This is a genomic window from Streptomyces jeddahensis (genome assembly GCF_001642995.1).
Taxonomy (GTDB): domain Bacteria; phylum Actinomycetota; class Actinomycetes; order Streptomycetales; family Streptomycetaceae; genus Streptomyces; species Streptomyces jeddahensis.
The window spans coordinates 15,191-35,541 of sequence record NZ_LOHS01000029.1 but is presented as its reverse complement, the minus strand read 5'-3'; the positions used below and the strand labels follow the sequence as shown (position 1 = coordinate 35,541).

The following is a 20,351-nucleotide window of genomic DNA, read 5'->3' as shown; positions in this document are numbered from 1 at the left end:
GCGGGTACCACATCGCTGCGCGATGTGCAAGCAAACACCCATGCTGCGCATGGGTGTTGCGCTCCCGCTCCGCGGGAGCGCTGGCTGACCGCTGCGCGGTCAGCTCACCTGCCTTGCTGCGCAAGGCAGGTGACGCTCCGTCCGCTGCGCTCCCGGAGCGGAGCGGGGGAGCAGCCCCCGCACGCGGTGCCCTGCGCTGCGCTCCGGTTGCCGTGTGGCGCTTCGCGCAAGGCCGGCCCCGCTGCGCGGGGCTGGCCAACGGGCCTACGGCCCGAGCGGCAGCAAGGGTGGGCTGCCGGCTGACCTCTGCGGATTCTGGGGCTTGACGCCGAGTCAGCGTCTACGGGACCAAGTGCTACCGACTCCCGCAACGTGCAGGGCCAGTGCGGTCAGCCCCAGGAGCATGACGTTGACTGACGAGAATGTGTGATTGGTGCTGATCTCGGCTGCGTTGATGAGGAACGCGATGAAGAACAGCACTGCCGCGACTACGCCGAGCATGACGAGCCCCTCTCATAGGAAGTGAAGCCCGTATGCCCGGCCGCCGCTCCCACAGACATGGGCGGCGCCTCTTGATGGGTCTTCAGGCGTGGGCGTGGCGCGTATTTGCCGCCTTATGGGAGGCGGGGTGATGCGCAGGCCGGCCTGTCGGGGGGACTGCGAGACGCCGCAGGGACAGGGTGGCGGTGGTGAGGAGACTGGTGAAGACGGTCAGGAGGAGGACGGACACCCACATCTGCCGGCTTCCGGGGGCCTGCCAGCCGGTCCAGGCGGCGGATGCGGCCCATAGCAGGACGCCCACGGCGTAGAAGGAGCGGACGCGGTGCAGCTGCCGCGTGGCCCGCAGGAACTGGATGCGTTCGGTGTTCGGTGCCATGCGGGGCCGTGTACCCCGATGTGCCCCGGCCATCAGGACGGAAGAAGTCTCGTGTGGGGGCTTTCGGGGGCGTCTCGGATGTCTGCATCTCGATGTGATGCAGCATGTAGCATTGGCGTAATTCAGGGACACCCGGTGGGGAGCGGTTGGCGTGTTGATCTACGAGTATCTTCCGCATGAGCTTGCCCGGCTCGGGGTGGTCGCGAAAGCCGCCGGACTCGATCGACAGCAGGTGGGCGCGCAGGTACGTCTGGCTCAGGAACGCGTCGGGAGAGCGAGGCCCCCCCCGAACCGCATCACTTGAGCGAGGTGTTCATCGCGGAGTTGCGGCGCCTTCAGTGGGAGCGGATCGCCGGTCTCATGGACACGGAGCGGATGGCCGCGTACGCGCCCTCCCGCGACCCGCGTGCCATCCGTTACGAAACGCAGCGTCTGGAGCGGTTGATGACAGACGTGGCCGAGGCCGAGCGGTCAGGTGTCGCGGCTGTGGAAATCCGGCGGCACCGCGTCTACCGGATCGATGCCCGGCCCACCGCCGGCAGTTGCAGCGCCGGCATACCTGCCCCCACCGTCCACCTGATGGCGGCATCACCCGATGAAGCGGCCGAGCGAGCCTGGGCCATGCACGGAAGAGACGGCGGCCTCTACCAACGTGGCGGACACCACATCGCTTCCGTCAAACAGGTCCTTCCCGAGCCGGGAGAAATGTTTTGATCCAGCTCCGAGAACACCAGGTGGAACAGAAATCACGGTTCCAGAAATGGGTAGGATTCCCTGCAAGATCGTCTGTGCCGCCGGAGGGCGCGCGGGGCACGATCGTGTCCGCGACCGGATCGGGCAAGACCATCACGGCTGCCGCGTGCGCGCTGGAGTGCTTCCCCAGCGGGCGGATCCTCGTGACCGTGCCAATCCTGGATCTGCTCGTGCAGACCGCCCAGGCGTGGCGCCGGGTGGGCCACCGGGCTGCGATGGTGGCGGTGTGCTCGCTGGAGAGCGACCCGGTCCTGAGCGAGCTGGGGGTGCGCGCCACCACCAACCCCATCCAGCTGGCGCTGTGGGCCGGGAAGGGGCCGGTCGTCGTGTTCGCCACGTACGCCTCCCTGGTCGACCGCGAGGACATCGACGCGCCAGAGGGCCAGGGCCGCGTGCGCGGGCCGCTGGAGGCCGCTCTGGCGGGCGGGCGGCGGCTCTATGGCCAGCAGATGGCAGGCTTCGACCTCGCGATCGTGGACGAGGCCCACTCGACCGCCGGTGATCTCGGTCGGCCGTGGGCCGCGATCCACGACAACGAGCGGATCCCTGCCGACTTCCGGCTCTACCTCACCGCCACCCCGCGCATGCTTGCCGCGCCCCGGCCGCACAAGGGCGCGGAAGGCCAGGAGCTGGAGCTGGCATCGATGTGCCAGGACTCCGAGACCTACGGGCCGTGGCTGGCCGAGCTCGGGCTCTCGGAGGCGATCGAGCGGGGCATCCTCGCCGGTTTCGAGATCGACGTGCTGGAGATTCGCGACCCCTCCCCGGTCCGCGGAGAATCGGAAGAGGCGCAGCGGGGCCGGCGCATGGCGCTTCTGCAGACCGCGCTGCTGGAGCACGCCGCGAAGTGGAACCTGCGTACTGTGATGACGTTCCACCAGCGGGTGGAGGAGGCCGCCGCGTTCGCGCAGAAGCTGCCCCAGACCGCTGCCGAGCTATACGCAGGCGACGTCTCCGACGAGGACCTGGCCGCTGCGGACCGGCTGCCGAAGTCGACGATCGACGCGGACTTCTACCAGCTGGAGGCTGGCCGCCACGTACCCCCGGACCGGGTCTGGTCGGCATGGCTGTGCGGCGACCACCTCGTCGCCGAACGACGCGAAGTCCTACGGCAGTTCGCCAATGGCATCGATGCCGCGGGCCGCCGCGTACACCGGGCCTTCCTCGCCTCCGTCCGGGTGCTCGGCGAAGGCGTCGACATCGTCGGCGAACGGGGAGTCGAGGCCATCTGCTTCGCCGACACCCGCGGCTCCCAGGTGGAGATCGTGCAGAACATCGGCCGCGCACTCCGCCTGAACCGCGACGGCACCACGAAGGTCGCGCGCATCATCGTGCCGGTCTTCCTGGAGCCCGGCGAGGACCCCACCGGCATGGTCGCCTCCGCCTCGTTCACACCGCTTGTAGCGGTGCTCCAAGGGCTCCGTAGTCACTCGGAACGCCTCGTCGAACAGCTCGCCAGCCGGGCGCGCAGCAGCGGGCAGCGGAAAGTGCACGTGAAGCGCGACGAGGACGGGCGGATCATCGGCACCACGGCTGAAGAAGAAGGCGGGCAGGACGAGGCCGAGGGCACGGTGGAGTCCGCGCTGCTGCACTTCTCCACTCCGAGAGACGCGGCGACGATCGCCGCGTTTTTGCGCACCCGGGTGTACCGGCCGGAGTCACTGGTCTGGCTGGAGGGCTACCAGGCGCTCCTGCGCTGGCGGAAGGACAACCACATCACCGGCCTGTACGCAGTCCCGTACGACACCGAGACCGAGGCCGGCGCCACCAAGGCGTTTCCGCTGGGGCGGTGGGTCCACCAGCAGCGGCGCGTGTACCGCGCGGGCGACCTCGACGACCACCGCAAGGTGCTGCTCGACGAGGCCGGGATGGTCTGGGAACCAGGTGACGAAGCCTGGGAGCAGAAGCTGGCGGTACTGCGGTCGTACCACCGCGCGCACGGTCACCTCGCCCCCAGGCGCGACGCCGTATGGGGCGACGCCGACAGCGAACTGGTCCCGGTCGGTGAACACATGGCCAACCTCCGCCGCAAGGACGGCCTCGGCAAGACCGAACGCGCCGCAGCCCGAGCCGCACAACTCGCCGAGATCGACCCCGACTGGAACTGCCCCTGGCCACTGGACTGGCAACGCCACTACCGCGTCCTCACCGAACTCGCCGCCGACGAACCCGACGGCGCACTCCCCCACATCGCCCCCGGCGTGCAATTCGAAGGCGACGATCTCGGGAAATGGCTCCAGCGGCAACGCCGCAGCTGGGCGGAACTCTCCGAAGAGCAGCAGCAGCGGCTCACAGCGCTGGGCGTGAAACCCACCGTACGGCCCAACCCCGTCCCGGCAGCCAAGGGCATGGGGAAGGCATCAGCCTTCCAACGCGGTCTGGCAGCCCTCGCCCAGTGGATCCAGCGCGAGGGCATCCAGAAGGCAGTGCCGAGAGGACACGTCGAACGCGTCGTCATCGACGGCCAAGAGCACGACCACAAGCTCGGCGTATGGATCTCCAACACCAAGACCCGCCGCGACAAACTCACCCACGACCAACGCACCGCACTCGCCGAACTCGGCATCGACTGGACGTAGCAGCAGAGTCGGGAGTGTCTAATCAACGGCCCTGTCTCACTTTCGGTGGTGACGGAGAGTGCTGCTATCCGAGGAGGATGCGGTGGCGAAGCAGGGTGAAGCCTGCTCGTCCGTGCATCTGGCGCGCGATCCGCTTGGTCTTGGTGTTGACACCCTCGGTGGGGCCGTTGCTGTACGGAAGCGTGAGGGCGGCGTTCACGGCGTCGCGGTCTCGTTCCAGACCTCGGGCGAAGGCATGCAGGTGGGGCAGGTCGGCGCCGCGGACCTGGACGATCCAGCGCGAGAGTGCGTCGGCATTGTCGGCGTGGGGCGCAAGGAGCGGGGCGAAGTCGCTGATATCTGCGGCCAGTTGGGTCATCTCGGGGCAGGCGTCGGTGAGCTTGGACAGGAGCTCGTGTTGCTCGGCATTGAGGTTATCGGGCATGGTCAGCAGCATTCGGGCGAGCCGCCGCGGGGAGATATGGCTGCGGTCGGCGTCCGCACGGCCTTGGTTGATGTACTTGTGCAGGAGGTTCAGGCAGCCCGTGAAGCCCAGGGCTTTGATCTCGTCGAAGAGGTGCTTGACGGGGACGCCAGGGTCCTCGGCCCGGCGTTTGCGCAGGTGCTCGCGGTAGGGGTCGACGAGGCTGGCGCGGTACTTAGGGACGCGGAGCATGCGCTCGGGCCGGTCGGCGCGGGCATAGCGTTTGACGGTGTTCAGGGCCAGTTCCAGGCGTCGGGCGCATTCGAGCAGGCCCACGCCCTGGTCGAGCAGACCGTGGACCTGGTGCCAGCGTTCCAGGGTGGTCTGGGCGCGGGGTCCGTCGTAGATAGGCGCGTCCAGTACGGTGGCCCAGCAGGTGCTGTGCGCCTTGACCTCGCTCAAGACGGCTTCGCACAGGTTGTGCCACAGATGCCACCGATCACCGACCTGCGTCGCGCGGGGCAGGGCGCGGCGGATGGCCTCGGCGTAGGTCGCGGAGCCGTCGCGGCACACGACCTCGATGCCCGGATGTTCGCGTAGCCACGCCTCCAGGGTGTCGGCCGTGCGGTCGGGCAACACGTCGATCCGCTCATGCGTCTCGGCATCGATGATCACGGTGGCGTAGTGGTGCCGCCGGCGCAGAGCGAAGTCGTCGACGCCGATCACGCGGGGCGTCCGCCCTGCGGGCAGCGGGATGCGCAACAGGGTACGCAGAGCCGTGTGACGCGAGACGCCCGCCGCGAGTATCGCCAGCAAACGTGCCCCCGCCCGGCCCGCTAACTCCTTGACCACCGCCTTGACTTGCCTGGTCAGGCGGGTGGTGCGTCGCTGGTATCGGTCCAGGACTCCGGGCACCTGCTCGCGGAAGGTACGTCGGCAGCCGCGGGTGGGGCACACCAGACGCCGCACCCGCACACGGACCACCACCCGCCGCCCGTCGACCGGCACGTCAGCCACAGTCCGCCAGTGATAGCCGTGCACCCGCCCCGACGACACCCCGCACACCGGACACGGCGCCATGTCCTGCGGCGTTCGCGCCCGCACCACGATCCGCTCACCCTCGTCGACCACGTCGTCTATGACCAGCGGGAACAGGCCCGAAAACACCATCTGTACAAGCTCGTTGACATCCTTCACGCGAATGTCAACGACGCGTCACGACGCTCCGTCACCACCGAAAGTGAGACAGGGCCGTTGATTAGACACTCCCCTGGCCTCTTGGGGGTTGAGGAACATCGGAGCGAAAGCCGGCGCTAAAGGTTGTATGTGGGTTCAGCGAGTGATCGAACTGACCGCGCGGGAACCGCTCGGGATCTCCGTCGACTGGGCGGCGATCGAGGGAGAGCTGGGGGTCCCGCTGCCAGCGGACTACAAGGAGCTCTACGAAGCGTTCGGCGGCGGCGTCTTCAGTGATTCCGTCTACTTTCTGGGGCGCGACGATGGTCTCACGTTCGACTTCCTGACCCAGTGGCGGGCCGCCCTGTCGACCGACCAGGACAGCAAGTTCGGAAAGGTCTCCGCCGTCGATCCCTATGCGACCTACGCGCCGGGCGGCAAGGGGCTGGTTGAGTGGGGCTCCACCGAATGGGCCGACGAATACTGCTGGCTGATCGATGCCGAGCGGCCGGGCGAGTACCCCGTCCTCGCGCGGGCCCATGACGTCGGCCCATGGCACCGTTACGACATGTCCACCTCGGAGTTCCTCTACCGAGTACTTGCCGACGCCGATTTCCAGCCGTTCGGAATCGCGCAGTACGACCTCGGCACGACGTTCAAGCCCGGCTCCCGCGGCGGTGAGTGACGGTGCGTCGTGCCGAGCTGGGAGGTGCCTCATGGCTGAGTAGTCGATCGACTTGATCCCCCTGGAGGGCAGAGGCAGGGGGTTGAGGAACAACGACCTCTGTAGGACAACGTCGGCGAGGTCGTCTGCGGGATCGATGTGGGACGACGAGCTGGCGGAGGTGACCCGTGCCAACGCCCGCCTGAACGCCCGCCCCATCCAGGCCTCGGCGAACACTGGGGCTTCACCAACTCGACACACTTCAGCCGCCTGTTCCGGGCCACCTACGGGATCCCCCGCGGGGCTACAGAAGATGCTGACCCAGACACTGCGCGCTTTGGAACGGGATGGCCTCGTGAACCGCACGGTCTACCCCACCGTTCCGCCTCGCGTGGAGTACGGACTCACCGAGCTCGGGGTCGAGGCCGGACGGCTGACCAGCGCCATCGGCGCATGGGCCGTGGAGCATGCCCAGCAAGTCCTGGCAGCCCGCCAGGACTTCGATGATCAGGTCGCCACAGCGCCAGAACCCGTTCGATAGCCGATCCGGGGGGCGATCGGCAACCCGGCGAAGGTTCTCGGTCACAGCACTAGACATGCACTCCGTACCCCACCCGCCGCTGAAACGGCAGGGACCAGACTCGGGCAGGATGAGCTCTCATGACGGGTGGGAGAGACAAGCTCATGGAGCTGCTCCAGCGGGCTGGGCTGGAAATAGCGGGAGACTGGAGGACTGAGGAGGTACTGCCGCCCCGAGCCGCATGGCGCCCGATCGTCGCGGGCGAAACCACACCGACCGTGAGCGTGCGGGGAGACCAACCTGACCTGGTCGCCGAGCTCAATGCCCAGTGGCACCGACTCGCGACCGAGAGCGGGATCCTCGGTGAGGACGGCGTCTTCTTCATCGACGTTGCCGGCGACTGGACAGGCTGCGCGCCCCGGCGTTGGACGCGGGTGCGACTCACCAGCCGGTGGGACCTCGCCGGAGTGCTGGGCGAGCGGCCCGGGCAGCCAGAGTTCGTCACCCTCTCGATGGACGGGAACACATTGCTGGGGGCGACCACCGAAGAAGACGAGATCTGGCTGATCGCCGTGGATCAAATCCGAGAGCGGCAGAAGGCGGCCGCGCAGGTGGCGGCCCAGGAAACCCCGCAGGAGCGAGCAGCCGCTTGGGCATCGCTGCTTCAGGGGTCAGGGCCTTCGAAGAGGCTGCGTGAGATCTGGGCGCACGGGTTGGCACTCAACCCGGCCACCCCCGATGCCCTGCGCGCCGGCCTTCTGGGCTTGTCGCATTTCCTTCTGTGGCGCCGCCTGCCGGCGGCGGTCGTCGAGGCGGCCATCGTCCACCCGGAGTGGAAGGTGCGGCAGTTGCTGGCCGAAGCCCAGCCGGACCTCGCAGCTGAGCAGTGGGCACGCCTGATCCTGGGGGAACAGGATGCCCGGCACCGTTGGATCCTCACTCCCCCGTCCCGCAACCTGCTCCGTTACGCCGACGATCCGAACCCGAGGATGCGCCGACTGGCATTGGACGACCCGGAGTCGACGGCAGAGTTGGTGGAGAGGTTCAGCTGGGACAGCGATGAGGAAGTACGGCACCGGGCTGCATCCGATCCTCGGCTGATGCCCGAATCGGCAGTGCGGCTGCTCGACGACCCGCACGAGCGCGTGCGCAACGCCGCCGCTCGGCATCCCAGACTGCCTGCACGGGTGTTGGTCCGGCTGTTGCGGGACACCGACACCGCACAAACCGCGGCCCAGAACCCGGCGCTGCCCATCTCGGTCATGGAACAGATGTTCCGGCGGATCCAGCCTCCGACCAGCGCCACCCGGAGCAGTGAGCCCGTAGACCGATGCCTATTCCGCAGCTTCTGATTGCCCGGGTTACCAATACCCACGGTGATCACCCAGCGCTTCCCTGGTTCTCCAGATGCCTCAGAGTGTCTCGTTTTCCTGCTGCGGACGGGTTCGTCTCCATAGGCCGCGAGACGCACGCCGTTCGCAGCAGCATGACCATCCGCCTCCCAGTGCTTCGAGGGCTGCCGATGCACCTCTGAGATCAATAATATCGAACACGAATCGAACATCGCGAGGACCTCGATGCTGCGCGAGCGGCCGGTCTGATTCAGCGGCCCGCTCGTCAGCGCGCGGTGTAGTCCGCGGCGAGCCGGTCGAGGAACGTCATGAGCTTGGCGTTCATCTCGGTGTAGTCGTTGGCGCGCAGCTGGTCGGGCTGCTGGACAAATGGCCGGTCGGTGAGCGCGGCCAGTTCCTTCTCGCTGTGCTCGATCAGGGCCTCGATGCAGTCGGGGGTGAACTCCATGTGGCACTGGAAGGCGTACACGTAGCGGCTGTAGGCGACGATCTGGCGGGGGCATCCGGCGCTGGTGGCCAGCACAGTCGCGTGGTCGGTGAGGCCCGGCATGTCGTTATGCCAGTGGCCGGCGTGGAAGGAGTCCCCGAAGCCGGCGAGGAAGGGGTGCTCGCGGCCAGCGTCGGTGAGTGTGACGGGGAAGGATCCGATCTCCGTGTTCGGGCTGGGTGCCCAGGCGGCGCCGAGGGACTCACCGACGAGCTGGGCGCCGAGGCAGATGCCGATGACGGCCTTGTCCGCCTTGATACAGGAGGAGATGAGGGCCTTCTCCGCGGCGGCGTCGAAGTGCGGGCACTCCTCGACGGTGGTGCTGGGCTGCTGGGGGCCGCCCATCACGATCAGCAGGTCTATGTCGTGTCCGGACGCGGGCAGCGAGTCCCCCTCGTGGACCCGCGAGAAGCTGAGGTCGTGGCCCCGGGCTCCGGCCCAGTCCTCGAAGGCCCCCGGGGCCTCGAACGCCTCGTGGACGACGATGTGGGTACGCATGACTGTGCTGGCCTTTCGGTCTGTGTGGGATGGGAGCGGTGCGCTGCGGTAGCTCATGCCGCCGACGGCGTGGCCGGGTCAGGTGGAGTGGACGGGGAGGACGGCGGCGAGGTCGTCGGTGAACTCGCGGGCCTGCTGCGTGGTGAGCGTGGAGGTGGTTACCCGAATCTCCTGGCTGGTGCCGGCCTTGGCTGCGAAGAGGTGGCCGGGCTGGACTGCCCACCCTCGTCGTGCCAGTGCATCCGCGATGGGGCAGGCCTCCGTGCCCAGTGGCACCCAGACGTTCAGGCCGTCCGGCCGGTAGCCGGGCGGATGGCCGATGCCCCGTTCAGCCAGCTCGGCCAACAGCAACGCGCTGCGCTTGGCATAGGCGTCGCGCGCGCGGGCGGTCAGCTCGTGCACCTGCGGATCACTCACCAGCCGGTACACCGTGTGCTGCAGCAGTCGGCTCACCCACGTCGTCCCGGTGTTCAGCCGCGTCTGCAGGCGCTCGGCGCTCTCCTCGTCCGTCGCGACGAGCGCGAGCCGAAGATCCGGCCCGAGGAACTTCGACACCGAGCGCACCAGCGCCCACCGGGAGACCTCGGACGGCGTGATCCGGTGGTACGGCGCGTTGGAGACGGCCCAGAAGTGGTCGTCCTCGATGACCAGGACCTGGGGATGCGCCGCAAGGACCGACCGCAGTTCGGCGGCGCGCTCGCCGGTGACGCTCACACCGGTCGGGTTGTGGGCCCGCGGCGTGCACACCACCGCCCGCACCCCGCCCTCCAATGCCGCCCGCAGGGCCTCCGGCCGCATCCCTGCCTCGTCGACCGGGACCGCGACGGTGCGCAGACCGTTCAGCCGCAGGGTACCGATACTGGCCAGGAAACACGGATCCTCCACCGCGACCGCGTCGCCCCGGGTGAGATATGCGGTCAGCAGCCGCTCCGTGGCATCGACCGCGCCGTGCGTGACCAGAATCCGGAAGCCGTCCGTGGCCACGTCCGGCGCGAACTGTTCCGCCGCGCAGCCGGCGAGGTCCGGATCGACCGACGGTGCGCCGTAGAACGCGGGCCGGTAGTCACCACCCCGGAGCGCCTGCAGTGCATCGGGGATCAGTTCCGGGTCGGGGTTGCCGCTGGCCAGATCGATCAGACGGCCGCCGAACCACGCGCCTTCGCTGGCCAGTTGCGGCACCCCTGTCACGACAGTCCCGCCGCGGCCGCGGGTCTCCGCCTCGCCGGCAGCCACCAGCTGGCGGTACGCCGAGGCCACCGTGTTCCGGTTCACCCCCAGCTCCTCGGCCAGCTTGCGCACCGGCGGGAGTAGGTCCTGCGGCGCCAGCTGACCCGACGCGATCAGGTCCCGCACACTGCTCGCGATCTCTGTCGCCGTCGTCCCGCTGATTCGCACCGAGCACCACCTCCGTCCACGACCATAACGTTTGGCATAGGCCATAGGAAATACGTCCTATGACAAGACGGAAGTCCCGACGTGCCGGACCAGCGAGCAGTTCATCCGGGCGACTAGACCGCAGTTACGTCATGCCGGCTCTCAGGCGCCCTGGGAGGTGCGGAACACCTCGTCGACGGCACGGTGGGAGTCGGCACGTCCACGACCTGATGCACACCCCACTCCCGGATCGGAGGTGGGGAGATCAACGAAGCACGTCTGCCCGACTGCTGAGCGCCCGGTGGGATTTCCCCGGGTTCAGCCAAGGTGAGCCCAAAAGCCGCCACGAGATGACCTTGGAGTCCTGAAGGCGGCTGGTCAGGAAACGGCCGGCGTCGCGCGGGCGAGCGGCACCAGGCTTCCGTGCACGGCAGCGTGCAGGGCGACTGCGAGTTCGCGGGCCCGGCCCTCGACTCCCTCATCTCAAGCCCGTTCACGGTGGCCTGCCCCGGATGCACCGCTCCACCGGGCGAGGCGTCTGCGCGCGAGGGCCCGACAGGGAGAGGGCTGCCAGGTCGTGGTCCTGGGGTCTTGCGCGAGAACCATCGTTCCCGTACGGTTTTGCCTGCCGGTGAGAACGTCCGTTCTCACGACAGTGCACCCACGCCAACGGAACCCACACCCCGCCAGCGGCGATACCGACAGACCCGAAGGAAGCGACATGAGTCACGAACCGCGCCCCCCGTTCCCGCCGTTCACCCGGGAGACCGCCATCCAGAAGGTTCGCCTGGCGGAAGACGGCTGGAACTCCCGCAACCCGGAAAAGGTCGCCCTCGCCTACACGGTGGACTCCTACTGGCGCAACCGCGCAGAGTTCGCCACCGGCTACGACGAGATCGTCGCCTTCCTCACCCGCAAGTGGAACCGGGAGCTGGACTACCGGCTCATCAAGGAACTGTGGGCCTTCGACGGCAACCGCATCGGCGTGCGCTTCGCCTACGAGTACCACGACGATTCGGGCAACTGGTTCCGCGCCTACGGCAACGAGAACTGGGAGTTCGACGACAACGGCCTGATGCACCACCGCTACGCCTGCATCAACGAACTCCCCATCAAGGAATCGGAGCGCAAGTTCCACTGGCCCCTCGGACGCCGCCCCGACGACCACCCCGGCCTGAGCGACCTCGGTCTCTGACTGGCCGCCCCCGCGCCGTGGATCCGGGCCCGACGCCGGATCCACGGCGCGGCCGTTCGTGCGTGTGGCCGTACCTGCGACAGAGGCCGCCGCACGCCTGGAGGGGCTTTGGATTCAGGAGTCCCTTGCAGGCCCTGAAGACCCTCTCACCTGCGGTGAGCGTGGGCGTTGCTCCGGATTTTCGGAAGTCCGGCGCATCCCTCTTGCGCCGAAAACGACCGTTCTATAGGCTGGCCTCAATCAATAGAACGATCGTTCTCGGCTAGAGGCTCACGACACTGTGATCGCTGGCCGGACGGATTGCCGGTTCGGTCGCCGCGAGTGCCGCAGGACCGCCGCCTGGGCCCTGACGCCGGCCCACTCCAGGGCCGAGGGCAGAGAAGCTGCAGAACACGAGCCTGTTGATGCGGACTCGGAAAGTTCAGGTGGGTGATCCCATGACTCTCTCGCACACCGCAATGCGACCCCCGCCGATGGCGCTGCCCTCGTCCGGCGAGCAGGCTCGGCCGGCCCCCGTGACCCCGGCGCTGGCCCATGTCCGTACGGGCATGCACCGGCACGGCATGATCGCCCTTCCCGCCGAGGAGCGCTGGGTACGCACCGCCCGCCACTTCGCCGCATCCCTGCTCGCCCGATGGGACGTCGTCCCGGAGGATCGGGACTCCGTCCTGCTGATCGTCGGCGAGCTTGCGGGGAACGCGGCCCAGCACGGACGGGCCGACATGATCGTGAGCCTCGCGCTCGAAGGCCGCGCCGTGCATATCGAGGTTGCCGACTACGGCGCCACGGCGCCCTCGCCCCACCCTCGCTGCACCGGTGCCTCTGATGAACACGGCCGCGGCATGGGCATCGTCGAACTCCTGGCGGACTGGACCGAAACACTCGAGGGACGGGATCACCGGCGGGACCGCGCCGGCCTCCGCGTCGCCACCGCACCGGCTGAGCAGCCCCAGGCGGACCTTGCGCTCGCTTGAGTGGGCAGCGGGCAACCCGCCCGGCCCCCGGGCAGGCGCATACGGCGGGCTGGCCGGCCCGCGCCCGGGAATATGCCGTGCGACCTGGTGGCTGTACCGTAGGAGAACGACCGTTTTCGAGAATGGGTGAGCGAAGTGGAACCCGAGACGACCGAGCAGCGGATCCTTGACGCTGCCGAGGAACTGTTCTACGGCCGAGGCATTCAGTCGGTGGGAATGGATGCGATCCGCACCGCCTCCGGCGTGCCCCTCAAGCGCCTGTACCAGACCTTCCCTTCCAAGGACACCCTGGTCGAGGCGTACCTGAGGCGGCGGGACGCAAGGTGGCTCCGCGATCTTGCCCAGTACGTGGATACCTACGACTCACCCGAGCAGCGGATTCTGGCGGTCTTCGACTGGCTGTTCCTCTGGTTCAGCGAGCAGGGGTTCCGCGGCTGCGGCTTCATCAACTCCTTCGGGGAGCTGGGGGCGACGTCCCAGACCGTGGCCGACATCGCGAAGGCCCACAAGGATGCCTTCCGGCGATATCTTGCCGATCTCGTGGCCGTCGCAGACGCGCCCGCGTGGCTGACCGACCAGCTCGTCCTCCTCGCCGAGGGCGCGATGACCACAGCGGCCATCTCCGGGACTCCAGAGCACGCCCGTCACGCCAAGGACGCCGCCCGCACCCTGCTGCGGGCCGCTCACGCAGGCGTGGTCACCGCTGCCTGAGCACGCCGTCGCCTTCACTCACAGCCCCGCTTCCGTTCCCTGCGGGGTGCACCCAGTGAGCAGGGCGCACGTGCGGCTGGTCCTCGATAGGGGCTTCTGACCCTGCCCGCGCCGGTCGTCCACCGAGCAGGACCCGCAGCTACCGGCCGGCGCGCGGATGACCATGCGAGTGCGGGTCGCGGCCGAACGCCGGATACGCGACGCCGGGTTCCACCGTCGTCCCGCCCGGGATCTGCACCTGTCCTGGCCGACCGTGATGCATGCCTTCCGCGACCAGGCCCGCGAGGTCGTCGACGCACCTTTGCCCGAGGCCGACGCGGTGGGCGTCGGTGAGGACCCGCCGGGGCAAGCCGCGCTGGGAACGAGGCCCTGACACCGGCAGACGGGCGGGGCACGCGATCGGTGGCACACCGGCTTCACCGACGCCCTCGGGGCGGGCGGGCTGCTGGGCCAGGTCGAGGGCTGCGGCGTCGCCGACGTGCTGGCCTGGCTCGCCACCACCTCGCTGACCTGGAGAAAGAGCATCACACACGTCGCCATCGACGTGTCCGCCACCTACCGCGCCGCGATCCGCACCGGCCTGCCGCACACCAGGGTCGCGGTCGGCCACTTCCACGTGGTGCAGCTGGCGAACAAGATGCTCTGGGCGGCCCGGCGCCGCACCACTGCCGAGGTCGGCGGCCGACGCGGACGAGCCACCGATCCGAAGCGGTCGGCCCGCCGGCGCCTGCTGCGCAGCCGTGAGGACCTCACCGACGAGCAGTTCGCGACGATGTGGAACGCGCTCGGCGAGGGGCAATCGGGCAGCAGACCCTGCTGAGGACATGGATCGCCAAGGAGAACCTGCGCAGCCTCCTCGCTCTGGCCGGAACTGGCGCCGACCGGAACCAAGTCGGCCAACCCCGCTGGAAGTTCCCCACATGGCGCGCGGATTCCGACATCCCCGAGGTGCGGCAGTTCGCCGTCACCGTCGTCCGCTGATGGCCCGAGACCGCCGCATTCATCGACACCGGACAGCACCGCCAGGTAGCGAAGGCATCAACCGTGTGATCAAGCTTGTCGCCCGCGCGGCTGTCGGCTTTGGCAATGCCGACAAACAACGGCTACGGACACGCTACGTCACCGCTCGCCGGGCCCGCGGACACCTCCGCACCCCTCAACTCTGAAGACCCGGTATGGGACCCCTCGTAGCAGTCGCCGATCGTGCCCATCTCGGCAACCAAGGCCGAGGCCCCGGGCCCGTTCAGTGAAGGCCCAGGACGAGAACTGGGCTGGACACCGTGGCCGGATCGGATCACGCCGGCATCAGGCAATTGAATTCAGCAGCTTGCGCGAGAACCAACGTTCTACTATCGTTGAGTGCATGGAGAACGCTCGTTCTCTGCCTGGTCGGCCGACTGCCGCGATGCGGTTGCCGTCGAGGGTGCCCACCTCCTTGCGTGGGCCCGAGTACAACCGAAGGAAGCGACATGAGTCACGAACCGCGCCCCCCGTTCCCGCCGTTCACCCGGGAGACCGCCATCCAGAAGGTTCGCCTGGCGGAAGACGGCTGGAACTCCCGCAACCCGGAAAAGGTCGCCCTCGCCTACACGGTGGACTCCTACTGGCGCAACCGCGCAGAGTTCGCCACCGGCTACGACGAGATCGTCGCCTTCCTCACCCGCAAGTGGAACCGGGAGCTGGACTACCGGCTCATCAAGGAACTGTGGGCCTTCGACGGCAACCGCATCGGCGTGCGCTTCGCCTACGAGTACCACGACGATTCGGGCAACTGGTTCCGCGCCTACGGCAACGAGAACTGGGAGTTCGACGACAACGGCCTGATGCACCACCGCTACGCCTGCATCAACGAACTCCCCATCAAGGAATCGGAGCGCAAGTTCCACTGGCCCCTCGGACGCCGCCCCGACGACCACCCCGGCCTGAGCGACCTGGGCCTGTGACCCTCGCCGCCGCGACAGGTCCCAGGCCGGCCACCCGGCTGAGAGCCTGCCGGGTGGCCGTCGATCGGAGGGCGGACGCGGCGTGGTGCGTGCGCCCGACAGAGGACAGGCCTGAGGGAGTGGGGCGAGACCGTCCCCGTCCCTTCATGCCAGCCCTCTAGCCCTCGCGGCGAAGCCTGTGGCCTCGGCCAACAGCGGGCCGTCGAGGCACGGCAGCCCGAGCGTGCCAGTCGGTCGAAGCGCCTGAACCGGGCGGCCACTGAGCGCGCTGTTGCAGGGCTGCACGAGCAGGCAACGGGAACCGAACCCACGATCAACCTCCGGGGCCCCAAAAGCCGGCCCTCAAACCCTGGGCGGCATTGTCACCGACCTGCCCGGCCCCCGCGGCCAAGCCATGGGCCTGAACGTCTTCGCCCTGTTCACCGGCTTTGGCCTGGGAAGCCTCGCCTTCCAGTCCCTGCTCACGGCCGGCTTCAGCGTCGCGCTCACTGCCTTCCGGCGCCACCGCATTGCTCGCCGCTGTCCTCGCCGTCCCCCTCTTCCGCGCCGAACGGGCGGGCTGACCGCGTGCGGACGCGACCGTGTCGACGACGGCGCCCTGCAGGCCGCGCGCGACGCGGGCGCCTCGGACGCCGAGATCGGCGGGGTCGTCGCCCACCTGGCCCTGAACGTCCTGATGAACCACTTCAACATGCTCGCCAAGGTCGACAACGACCGGCCCGTGGTCACGCCGCGCTCCGCGGTCTGACCCGCACCCGCCCCGCCGGCCCGGCCCCACCCCCCGACCGGGGGCCAGGCCGGCGGCCCCCCTCGCCCGCCGGTCGGCGACACCCCCGACCGCCCGTGAAAGGAAAAACGATGACAGACCCGGCGCGTAGCACCCCGGTGGGCTTCCACGACGGCGAGCTGGACGTCCAGCTTCAGGCAGGCGTAGCCATGGACGCGGCACGGCTCTCCGGCATGCTGGCCCCCGCCCAGCTGCGCGGCGGCGTGGCCCGATTCCTGGGCGAGCGGACCTTCGCCGCGATCACCGCCCGCGCCAAGGACGGCACGCTGTGGGTCTCCCCGCTCACCGGCCCGCCCGGGTTCCTCCACGTCGCCTCGCCGGCAGCCCTCACCGTGCGGGCACTGCCCGCCGAAGGCGACCCACTGCATCACCTACCGGCGGCCCAGCCGGCCGGGCTGATCGTGGTCGAGTACGCCACCCGCAGACGCCTGCGGATCAACGGCACCCTCTCAGACACCGGGAGCGACGGCCTGCGCATCGACGTGGAGCAGGCATACGGCAACTGCCCCCAGTACATCCAGAGCCGGCAACTCCACGCCACGCCCGCAGGTATCCCTCACAGGGAGCCGGTCCGGATCGCCGACACCCTCGCCGCCAGCGACATCGGCCTGATCCGTCGGTCCGACACCTTCCTGATCGGCACCACCCACCCCACCCGCGGCAACGACGCCTCACACCGCGGCGGTCCTCCCGGATTCGTCCGCGTCGAGGACGGACGACTGTGGTGGCCCGACTATTGGGGCAACAACATGTTCAACACCCTCGGCAATCTTCAGGCCGACCCCACCGCAGCCCTGCTCTTCTGCGACTTCACCACCGGCCACACCCTGCACCTGTCCGGTCTGGCCGCCCTGGAATGGACCCGCACGGGCATCCCCGGCGACGACGACCGCACCGGCCGCCGCGTCCACTTCACCCCCCGCCATCTCGTGGCCGGCCGCCCCCTGCCACTCCAGGCAGACGCAGTTACCGCAGCCCCCGACAACCCGCCGCTGACCGACCAGCCCACCGCACAATGAAGGACCGCCCCGCCATGACCGACAGCCGCCTGCCCTTTCCTCCGTTCGACATCGACAGCGCCCTCGCCCAGGTCCAAGCCGCCGAAGACGCCTGGAACACCCGCGACCCGCGTCAGGTCGCCCTCGCCTGCACCGAGGACTCCGCCTGGCGTGACCGCGATGTCCTGGTCACCGGCCGCGAAAAAATCACCGAGTTCCTGACCGCCAAGTGGGAACACGAACTCGACTACGTCCTGCGCAAGAGCCTGTGGGGCTTCCGTGGCAACCGGATGGCCGTCCGCTTCCAGTACGAATGGCACAACGCCGAAGGCCAGTGGTTCCGCTCCTACGGCAACGAACTGTGGGAGTTCGCCGACAACGGTCTGATGCGCCGCCGCGAGGCCAGCATCAACGACCTGCCCATCAACGAGGAAGACCGCCGCTACTTCGGCCCCCGCCCCGACAGCGAGCGCGGCCCCGGGCACGACCTCCCCCTCGCCTGAAACCACCGCACATCCCAAGTGCCCATGACGGCGCCTGAGCAGGGCACAGCAATGAGTGAATGGCCATGACCCTCAGCTTCCGCACCATCGACGTAACTGGATACCGGGTGTTCTACCGGGAAACCGGTGAGCCTGGCGCACCGAAGCTGGCCCTCCTGGGCGATTTCCCGTCCTCGTCGCACCAGTGACCAGGGACAGGCCCACCTCACCCTGCTTCGCTTCAGCGATCAGCCCCTCCAACCGGCTTTGAGGACGTCGGCGTCTCTCCCTTGCCGGAATCGGTTGTGGACGGTCGGCCAGGCACCGAACTCGCCCGGCATCTCCCGCCACTGCCGCCCGTCCTTCACCGCCAAGCCGCGAACCGCCGCGGTGACCGCGCGAGGTACGGGGGCGAACCTGCCGATCGGCAGGCAGCGCTCGCTGAACTCCCAGTCCAGATCCGTACGGCGGCGACGGGAAGCCTGGCGTGGTGCCGCTTGTGCCACAACGTACCCACCTCGGCGACGAGTTCGGCGATCCCATCGGCCATGCCAGCAGGGACACCCCGCCTGCCCAGGCGGTCCGCGAGCACGCCACCGGCGACCGCGCCACGGCGCCGCCGACGCCGTAGAGCGCGGTGACGAAACCGGCGAAACAGGAGGACCACTGCGAAGCCGCCGAGCCGGTTTGACGAGCATGGTGGTCCACAGCCACCAGAACGCGCGGCAGCGCCGACCTTGCATCGGCCACCTCGCGCGCCATGCTCTAGGCGCCGGTGATCACGGTGTGACGGACTCGGAGTGCCCCCCGGCCAGCCCACGCGGCCCCCACGCGACTGCGGTGGGTCCGGACCCGGAGGGAGGCGTAGCTTGGATATGGCCCCCGGCAAGGAAGGCGTGCCATGACCGGGCCCAGCGAATTCTCAGACCGGGATCAGCACAGCGCAGCGGAACTGCTGGTCCGCTGCCTGGAGAACGAAGGTGTCCGCGTCGTCTTCGGCCTTCCCGGCGAGGAGAACCTTCACCTGACCTTCGCCCTGGCGCGCTCCGGCATCCGATACATCCTGACCCGCCACGAACAGGCCGCCTCGTTCATGGCCGAGATGTACGGCCGGGTCACCGGTAGGGCCGGGGTCGTCTCGGCCACGCTCGGCCCGGGAGCCATCAACCTTCAGCTCGGTGTCGCCGACGCCATGACGAACAGCACCCCCTTGGTTGCCCTGTCGGCGCAGGTCGGCCACAACCGCAACTACAAGGAAACCCACCAGTTCGTTGACCTGGTCAACATGTTCGCTCCAATCACCAAGTGGTCGGCCAGCGTCCCCAGCGCCAGCGCGATCCCCGAAATGCTGCGCCGCGCGTTCAAGACCGCCGAAACTGAGCGGCCCGGCGCGGTGTACCTGGCGGTACCCGAGGACGTCGATGCCGCGCCCGCCGCCGCCGAGCTGCAACCGCTGCCTCGGTACGTGGTGCGCGCCGAGGCACCGTCGCCGGCCCAGATCGCCCGCGCCGCAGCACTCCTGCACAACGCTCGCCACCCCATCGTGCTGGCCGGCCATGGCGCGGCCCGCAACGCCGCGGCCACATCGCTCACCGCTTTCGCCGGCTCCCTCGGACTGCCGGTGGCAACCACTTTCCATGGCAAGGGAGTCATTGCCGACGACCTCATCAACTCCATGGGCTCGATCGGCTTCATGCGCCGCGACTACACCAACTTCGGTTTCGACGCGGCCGACCTGATCATCGCCGTCGGCTATGAACTGCAGGAGTTCGACCCCGCCCGGATCAACCCCCAACGCGACAAGAAAATCATCCACGTGCACCGCTTCCCCGCTGAGGTCGACGCGCACTACTCGATCGACCTTGGCATCATCGGCGACATCTCGCAGTCCTTGGACGCGCTGTCGGCCGCCGTCTCCGACCGCTTCCGCGGCCCGGCCCCGGCCAGGTGTCGCGAAATGGTGCAAGCCGAGCTGGATCGCGGATGTGCCGACGGCCGGTACCCGCTCGCACCGCAGCGCATCGTTGCCGACACCCGCACCGCTCTGGGTCGCGACGATGTCGTACTCGTCGACACCGGCGCCCTGAAGATGTGGATGGCGCGGCTGTACCCCACGTACGCGCCCAACACCTGCCTGATCTCCAACGGCCTGTCCGCAATGGGCTTCGCACTGCCCGGGGCGCTCGCCGTGGCCCTGGCCGAACCGGACGTCAAGGTGTTGGCCGCGGTCGGCGACGGCTCGTTCCTCATGCACTCCCAGGAGATCGAAACTGCCGTCCGCGAAGCTATCCCGCTCACCGTGCTGATCTGGGAGGACAACGGCTACGGGCTCATCGAGTGGAAGATGGACCTGACGCTAGGCGAACACGACGCCACCGCCTTCGGCAATCCCGACATCGTCCGCTACGCGGAGAGCTTCGGAGCCACGGGATATCGGATTGCCGCCGCGGAGGAACTGCTGCCCACACTGCGAACAGCACTGGACGACCCCGGAGTCTCCATCATCGCCTGCCCCGTCGACTACAGCGAAAACCTCAGGCTCACCGCCCGCCTCGGCCAACTGGACGCCGCACTCTGA

At 68.6% G+C, this 20,351-nt stretch carries 22 protein-coding genes; 17 read left to right on the top strand and 5 right to left on the bottom strand.

The features are described 5' to 3' along the window. Positions 1–583: 583 nt before the first annotated feature. Positions 584–877: a hypothetical protein gene (locus STSP_RS03310; RefSeq protein WP_067271745.1), complete on the bottom strand. Its 294-nt coding sequence runs from the start codon at positions 875–877 to the stop codon at positions 584–586. A 300-nt stretch (positions 878–1,177) separates the two neighbouring features. Here STSP_RS03310 and STSP_RS03305 point away from each other — a divergent pair, with 300 nt between their 5' ends. Together STSP_RS03305 and STSP_RS03300 are read left to right on the top strand one after the other, a co-directional pair. After that, positions 1,178–1,591: a hypothetical protein gene (locus tag STSP_RS03305; protein WP_157902773.1), complete on the top strand. Its 414-nt coding sequence runs from the start codon at positions 1,178–1,180 to the stop codon at positions 1,589–1,591. Then, positions 1,588–4,209 carry a DEAD/DEAH box helicase gene (locus STSP_RS03300; RefSeq protein WP_078066855.1) on the top strand — a complete coding sequence of 874 codons (2,622 nt, stop codon included), beginning with the start codon at positions 1,588–1,590 and terminating at the stop codon, positions 4,207–4,209. Before STSP_RS03305 ends, STSP_RS03300 begins: the two co-directional genes overlap by 4 nt. Positions 4,210–4,273: 64 nt before the next feature. Here the strand turns inward: STSP_RS03300 and STSP_RS03295 are convergent, their stop codons facing one another. Then, a complete protein-coding gene (locus tag STSP_RS03295) occupies positions 4,274–5,782 on the bottom strand; it encodes an ISL3 family transposase (RefSeq protein ID WP_067271753.1) in 1,509 nt (502 codons plus the stop codon). A 169-nt stretch (positions 5,783–5,951) separates the two neighbouring features. Between STSP_RS03295 and STSP_RS03290 the strand changes: the two genes are divergently transcribed. The 3 genes from STSP_RS03290 (at position 5,952) to STSP_RS39950 (ending at position 8,324) form a co-directional block, all read left to right on the top strand. Further along, positions 5,952–6,473 (top strand): SMI1/KNR4 family protein, encoded by a 522-nt coding sequence (locus STSP_RS03290; protein WP_157902772.1) that lies wholly within the window; start codon positions 5,952–5,954, stop codon positions 6,471–6,473. 334 nt (positions 6,474–6,807) lie between these two features. Then, positions 6,808–6,993, top strand: a complete 186-nt coding sequence (locus tag STSP_RS39955; protein WP_408646226.1) for a winged helix-turn-helix transcriptional regulator — start codon at positions 6,808–6,810, stop codon at positions 6,991–6,993. Positions 6,994–7,136: 143 nt separating this feature from the next. Further along, complete coding sequence (locus tag STSP_RS39950) at positions 7,137–8,324, top strand: HEAT repeat domain-containing protein (RefSeq protein ID WP_232789509.1); 1,188 nt, start codon at positions 7,137–7,139, stop codon at positions 8,322–8,324. A gap of 265 nt (positions 8,325–8,589) precedes the next feature. Here the strand turns inward: STSP_RS39950 and STSP_RS03275 are convergent, their stop codons facing one another. After that, positions 8,590–9,309, bottom strand: coding sequence for a glutamine amidotransferase-related protein (locus tag STSP_RS03275; protein WP_067271731.1), 720 nt, complete (start codon positions 9,307–9,309; stop codon positions 8,590–8,592). Between the two features lie 78 nt (positions 9,310–9,387). Continuing rightward, on the bottom strand, positions 9,388–10,704 hold the full coding sequence (locus STSP_RS03270; RefSeq protein ID WP_078066853.1) for an aminotransferase class I/II-fold pyridoxal phosphate-dependent enzyme: 1,317 nt from the start codon (positions 10,702–10,704) through the stop codon (positions 9,388–9,390). Between the two features lie 700 nt (positions 10,705–11,404). On the opposite strand from STSP_RS03270, the gene STSP_RS03265 reads away from it, so the two are divergent. The 10 genes from STSP_RS03265 to STSP_RS40705 all read left to right on the top strand — a co-directional run bounded on the left by STSP_RS03265 (position 11,405) and on the right by STSP_RS40705 (position 17,982). Next, positions 11,405–11,878 carry a nuclear transport factor 2 family protein gene (locus tag STSP_RS03265; RefSeq protein WP_067271715.1) on the top strand — a complete coding sequence of 158 codons (474 nt, stop codon included), beginning with the start codon at positions 11,405–11,407 and terminating at the stop codon, positions 11,876–11,878. A gap of 437 nt (positions 11,879–12,315) precedes the next feature. Beyond that, a complete protein-coding gene (locus STSP_RS03260) occupies positions 12,316–12,852 on the top strand; it encodes an ATP-binding protein (protein ID WP_232789508.1) in 537 nt (178 codons plus the stop codon). 135 nt (positions 12,853–12,987) lie between these two features. Next, positions 12,988–13,563 (top strand): TetR/AcrR family transcriptional regulator, encoded by a 576-nt coding sequence (locus STSP_RS03255; RefSeq protein WP_067271723.1) that lies wholly within the window; start codon positions 12,988–12,990, stop codon positions 13,561–13,563. A 157-nt stretch (positions 13,564–13,720) separates the two neighbouring features. Next, positions 13,721–13,936 carry a hypothetical protein gene (locus STSP_RS03250; RefSeq protein ID WP_067271720.1) on the top strand — a complete coding sequence of 72 codons (216 nt, stop codon included), beginning with the start codon at positions 13,721–13,723 and terminating at the stop codon, positions 13,934–13,936. Between the two features lie 69 nt (positions 13,937–14,005). Next, positions 14,006–14,383 carry a transposase gene (locus STSP_RS03245; protein ID WP_078066852.1) on the top strand — a complete coding sequence of 126 codons (378 nt, stop codon included), beginning with the start codon at positions 14,006–14,008 and terminating at the stop codon, positions 14,381–14,383. Positions 14,384–15,032: 649 nt separating this feature from the next. Beyond that, positions 15,033–15,506 (top strand): nuclear transport factor 2 family protein, encoded by a 474-nt coding sequence (locus STSP_RS03240; RefSeq protein WP_067271715.1) that lies wholly within the window; start codon positions 15,033–15,035, stop codon positions 15,504–15,506. A 394-nt stretch (positions 15,507–15,900) separates the two neighbouring features. Continuing rightward, positions 15,901–16,254, top strand: a complete 354-nt coding sequence (locus STSP_RS39490; RefSeq protein WP_067271712.1) for a hypothetical protein — start codon at positions 15,901–15,903, stop codon at positions 16,252–16,254. Positions 16,255–16,364: 110 nt separating this feature from the next. Further along, on the top strand, positions 16,365–17,312 hold the full coding sequence (locus STSP_RS03230; protein WP_067271710.1) for a pyridoxamine 5'-phosphate oxidase family protein: 948 nt from the start codon (positions 16,365–16,367) through the stop codon (positions 17,310–17,312). A gap of 14 nt (positions 17,313–17,326) precedes the next feature. Beyond that, positions 17,327–17,794 carry a nuclear transport factor 2 family protein gene (locus STSP_RS03225; protein WP_067271707.1) on the top strand — a complete coding sequence of 156 codons (468 nt, stop codon included), beginning with the start codon at positions 17,327–17,329 and terminating at the stop codon, positions 17,792–17,794. A gap of 65 nt (positions 17,795–17,859) precedes the next feature. Continuing rightward, a complete protein-coding gene (locus STSP_RS40705) occupies positions 17,860–17,982 on the top strand; it encodes a hypothetical protein (RefSeq protein WP_269801021.1) in 123 nt (40 codons plus the stop codon). Positions 17,983–18,021: 39 nt separating this feature from the next. Here the strand turns inward: STSP_RS40705 and STSP_RS41100 are convergent, their stop codons facing one another. Beyond that, complete coding sequence (locus tag STSP_RS41100) at positions 18,022–18,279, bottom strand: transposase (protein WP_157902771.1); 258 nt, start codon at positions 18,277–18,279, stop codon at positions 18,022–18,024. On the opposite strand from STSP_RS41100, the gene STSP_RS40700 reads away from it, so the two are divergent. Both STSP_RS40700 and STSP_RS03220 read left to right on the top strand, forming a co-directional pair. After that, complete coding sequence (locus tag STSP_RS40700; RefSeq protein ID WP_269801020.1) at positions 18,273–18,404, top strand: hypothetical protein; 132 nt, start codon at positions 18,273–18,275, stop codon at positions 18,402–18,404. The two genes, STSP_RS41100 and STSP_RS40700, sit on opposite strands and share 7 nt — an antisense overlap. A 270-nt stretch (positions 18,405–18,674) precedes the next feature. Next, positions 18,675–20,351: an acetolactate synthase large subunit gene (locus STSP_RS03220; RefSeq protein WP_067271705.1), complete on the top strand. Its 1,677-nt coding sequence runs from the start codon at positions 18,675–18,677 to the stop codon at positions 20,349–20,351.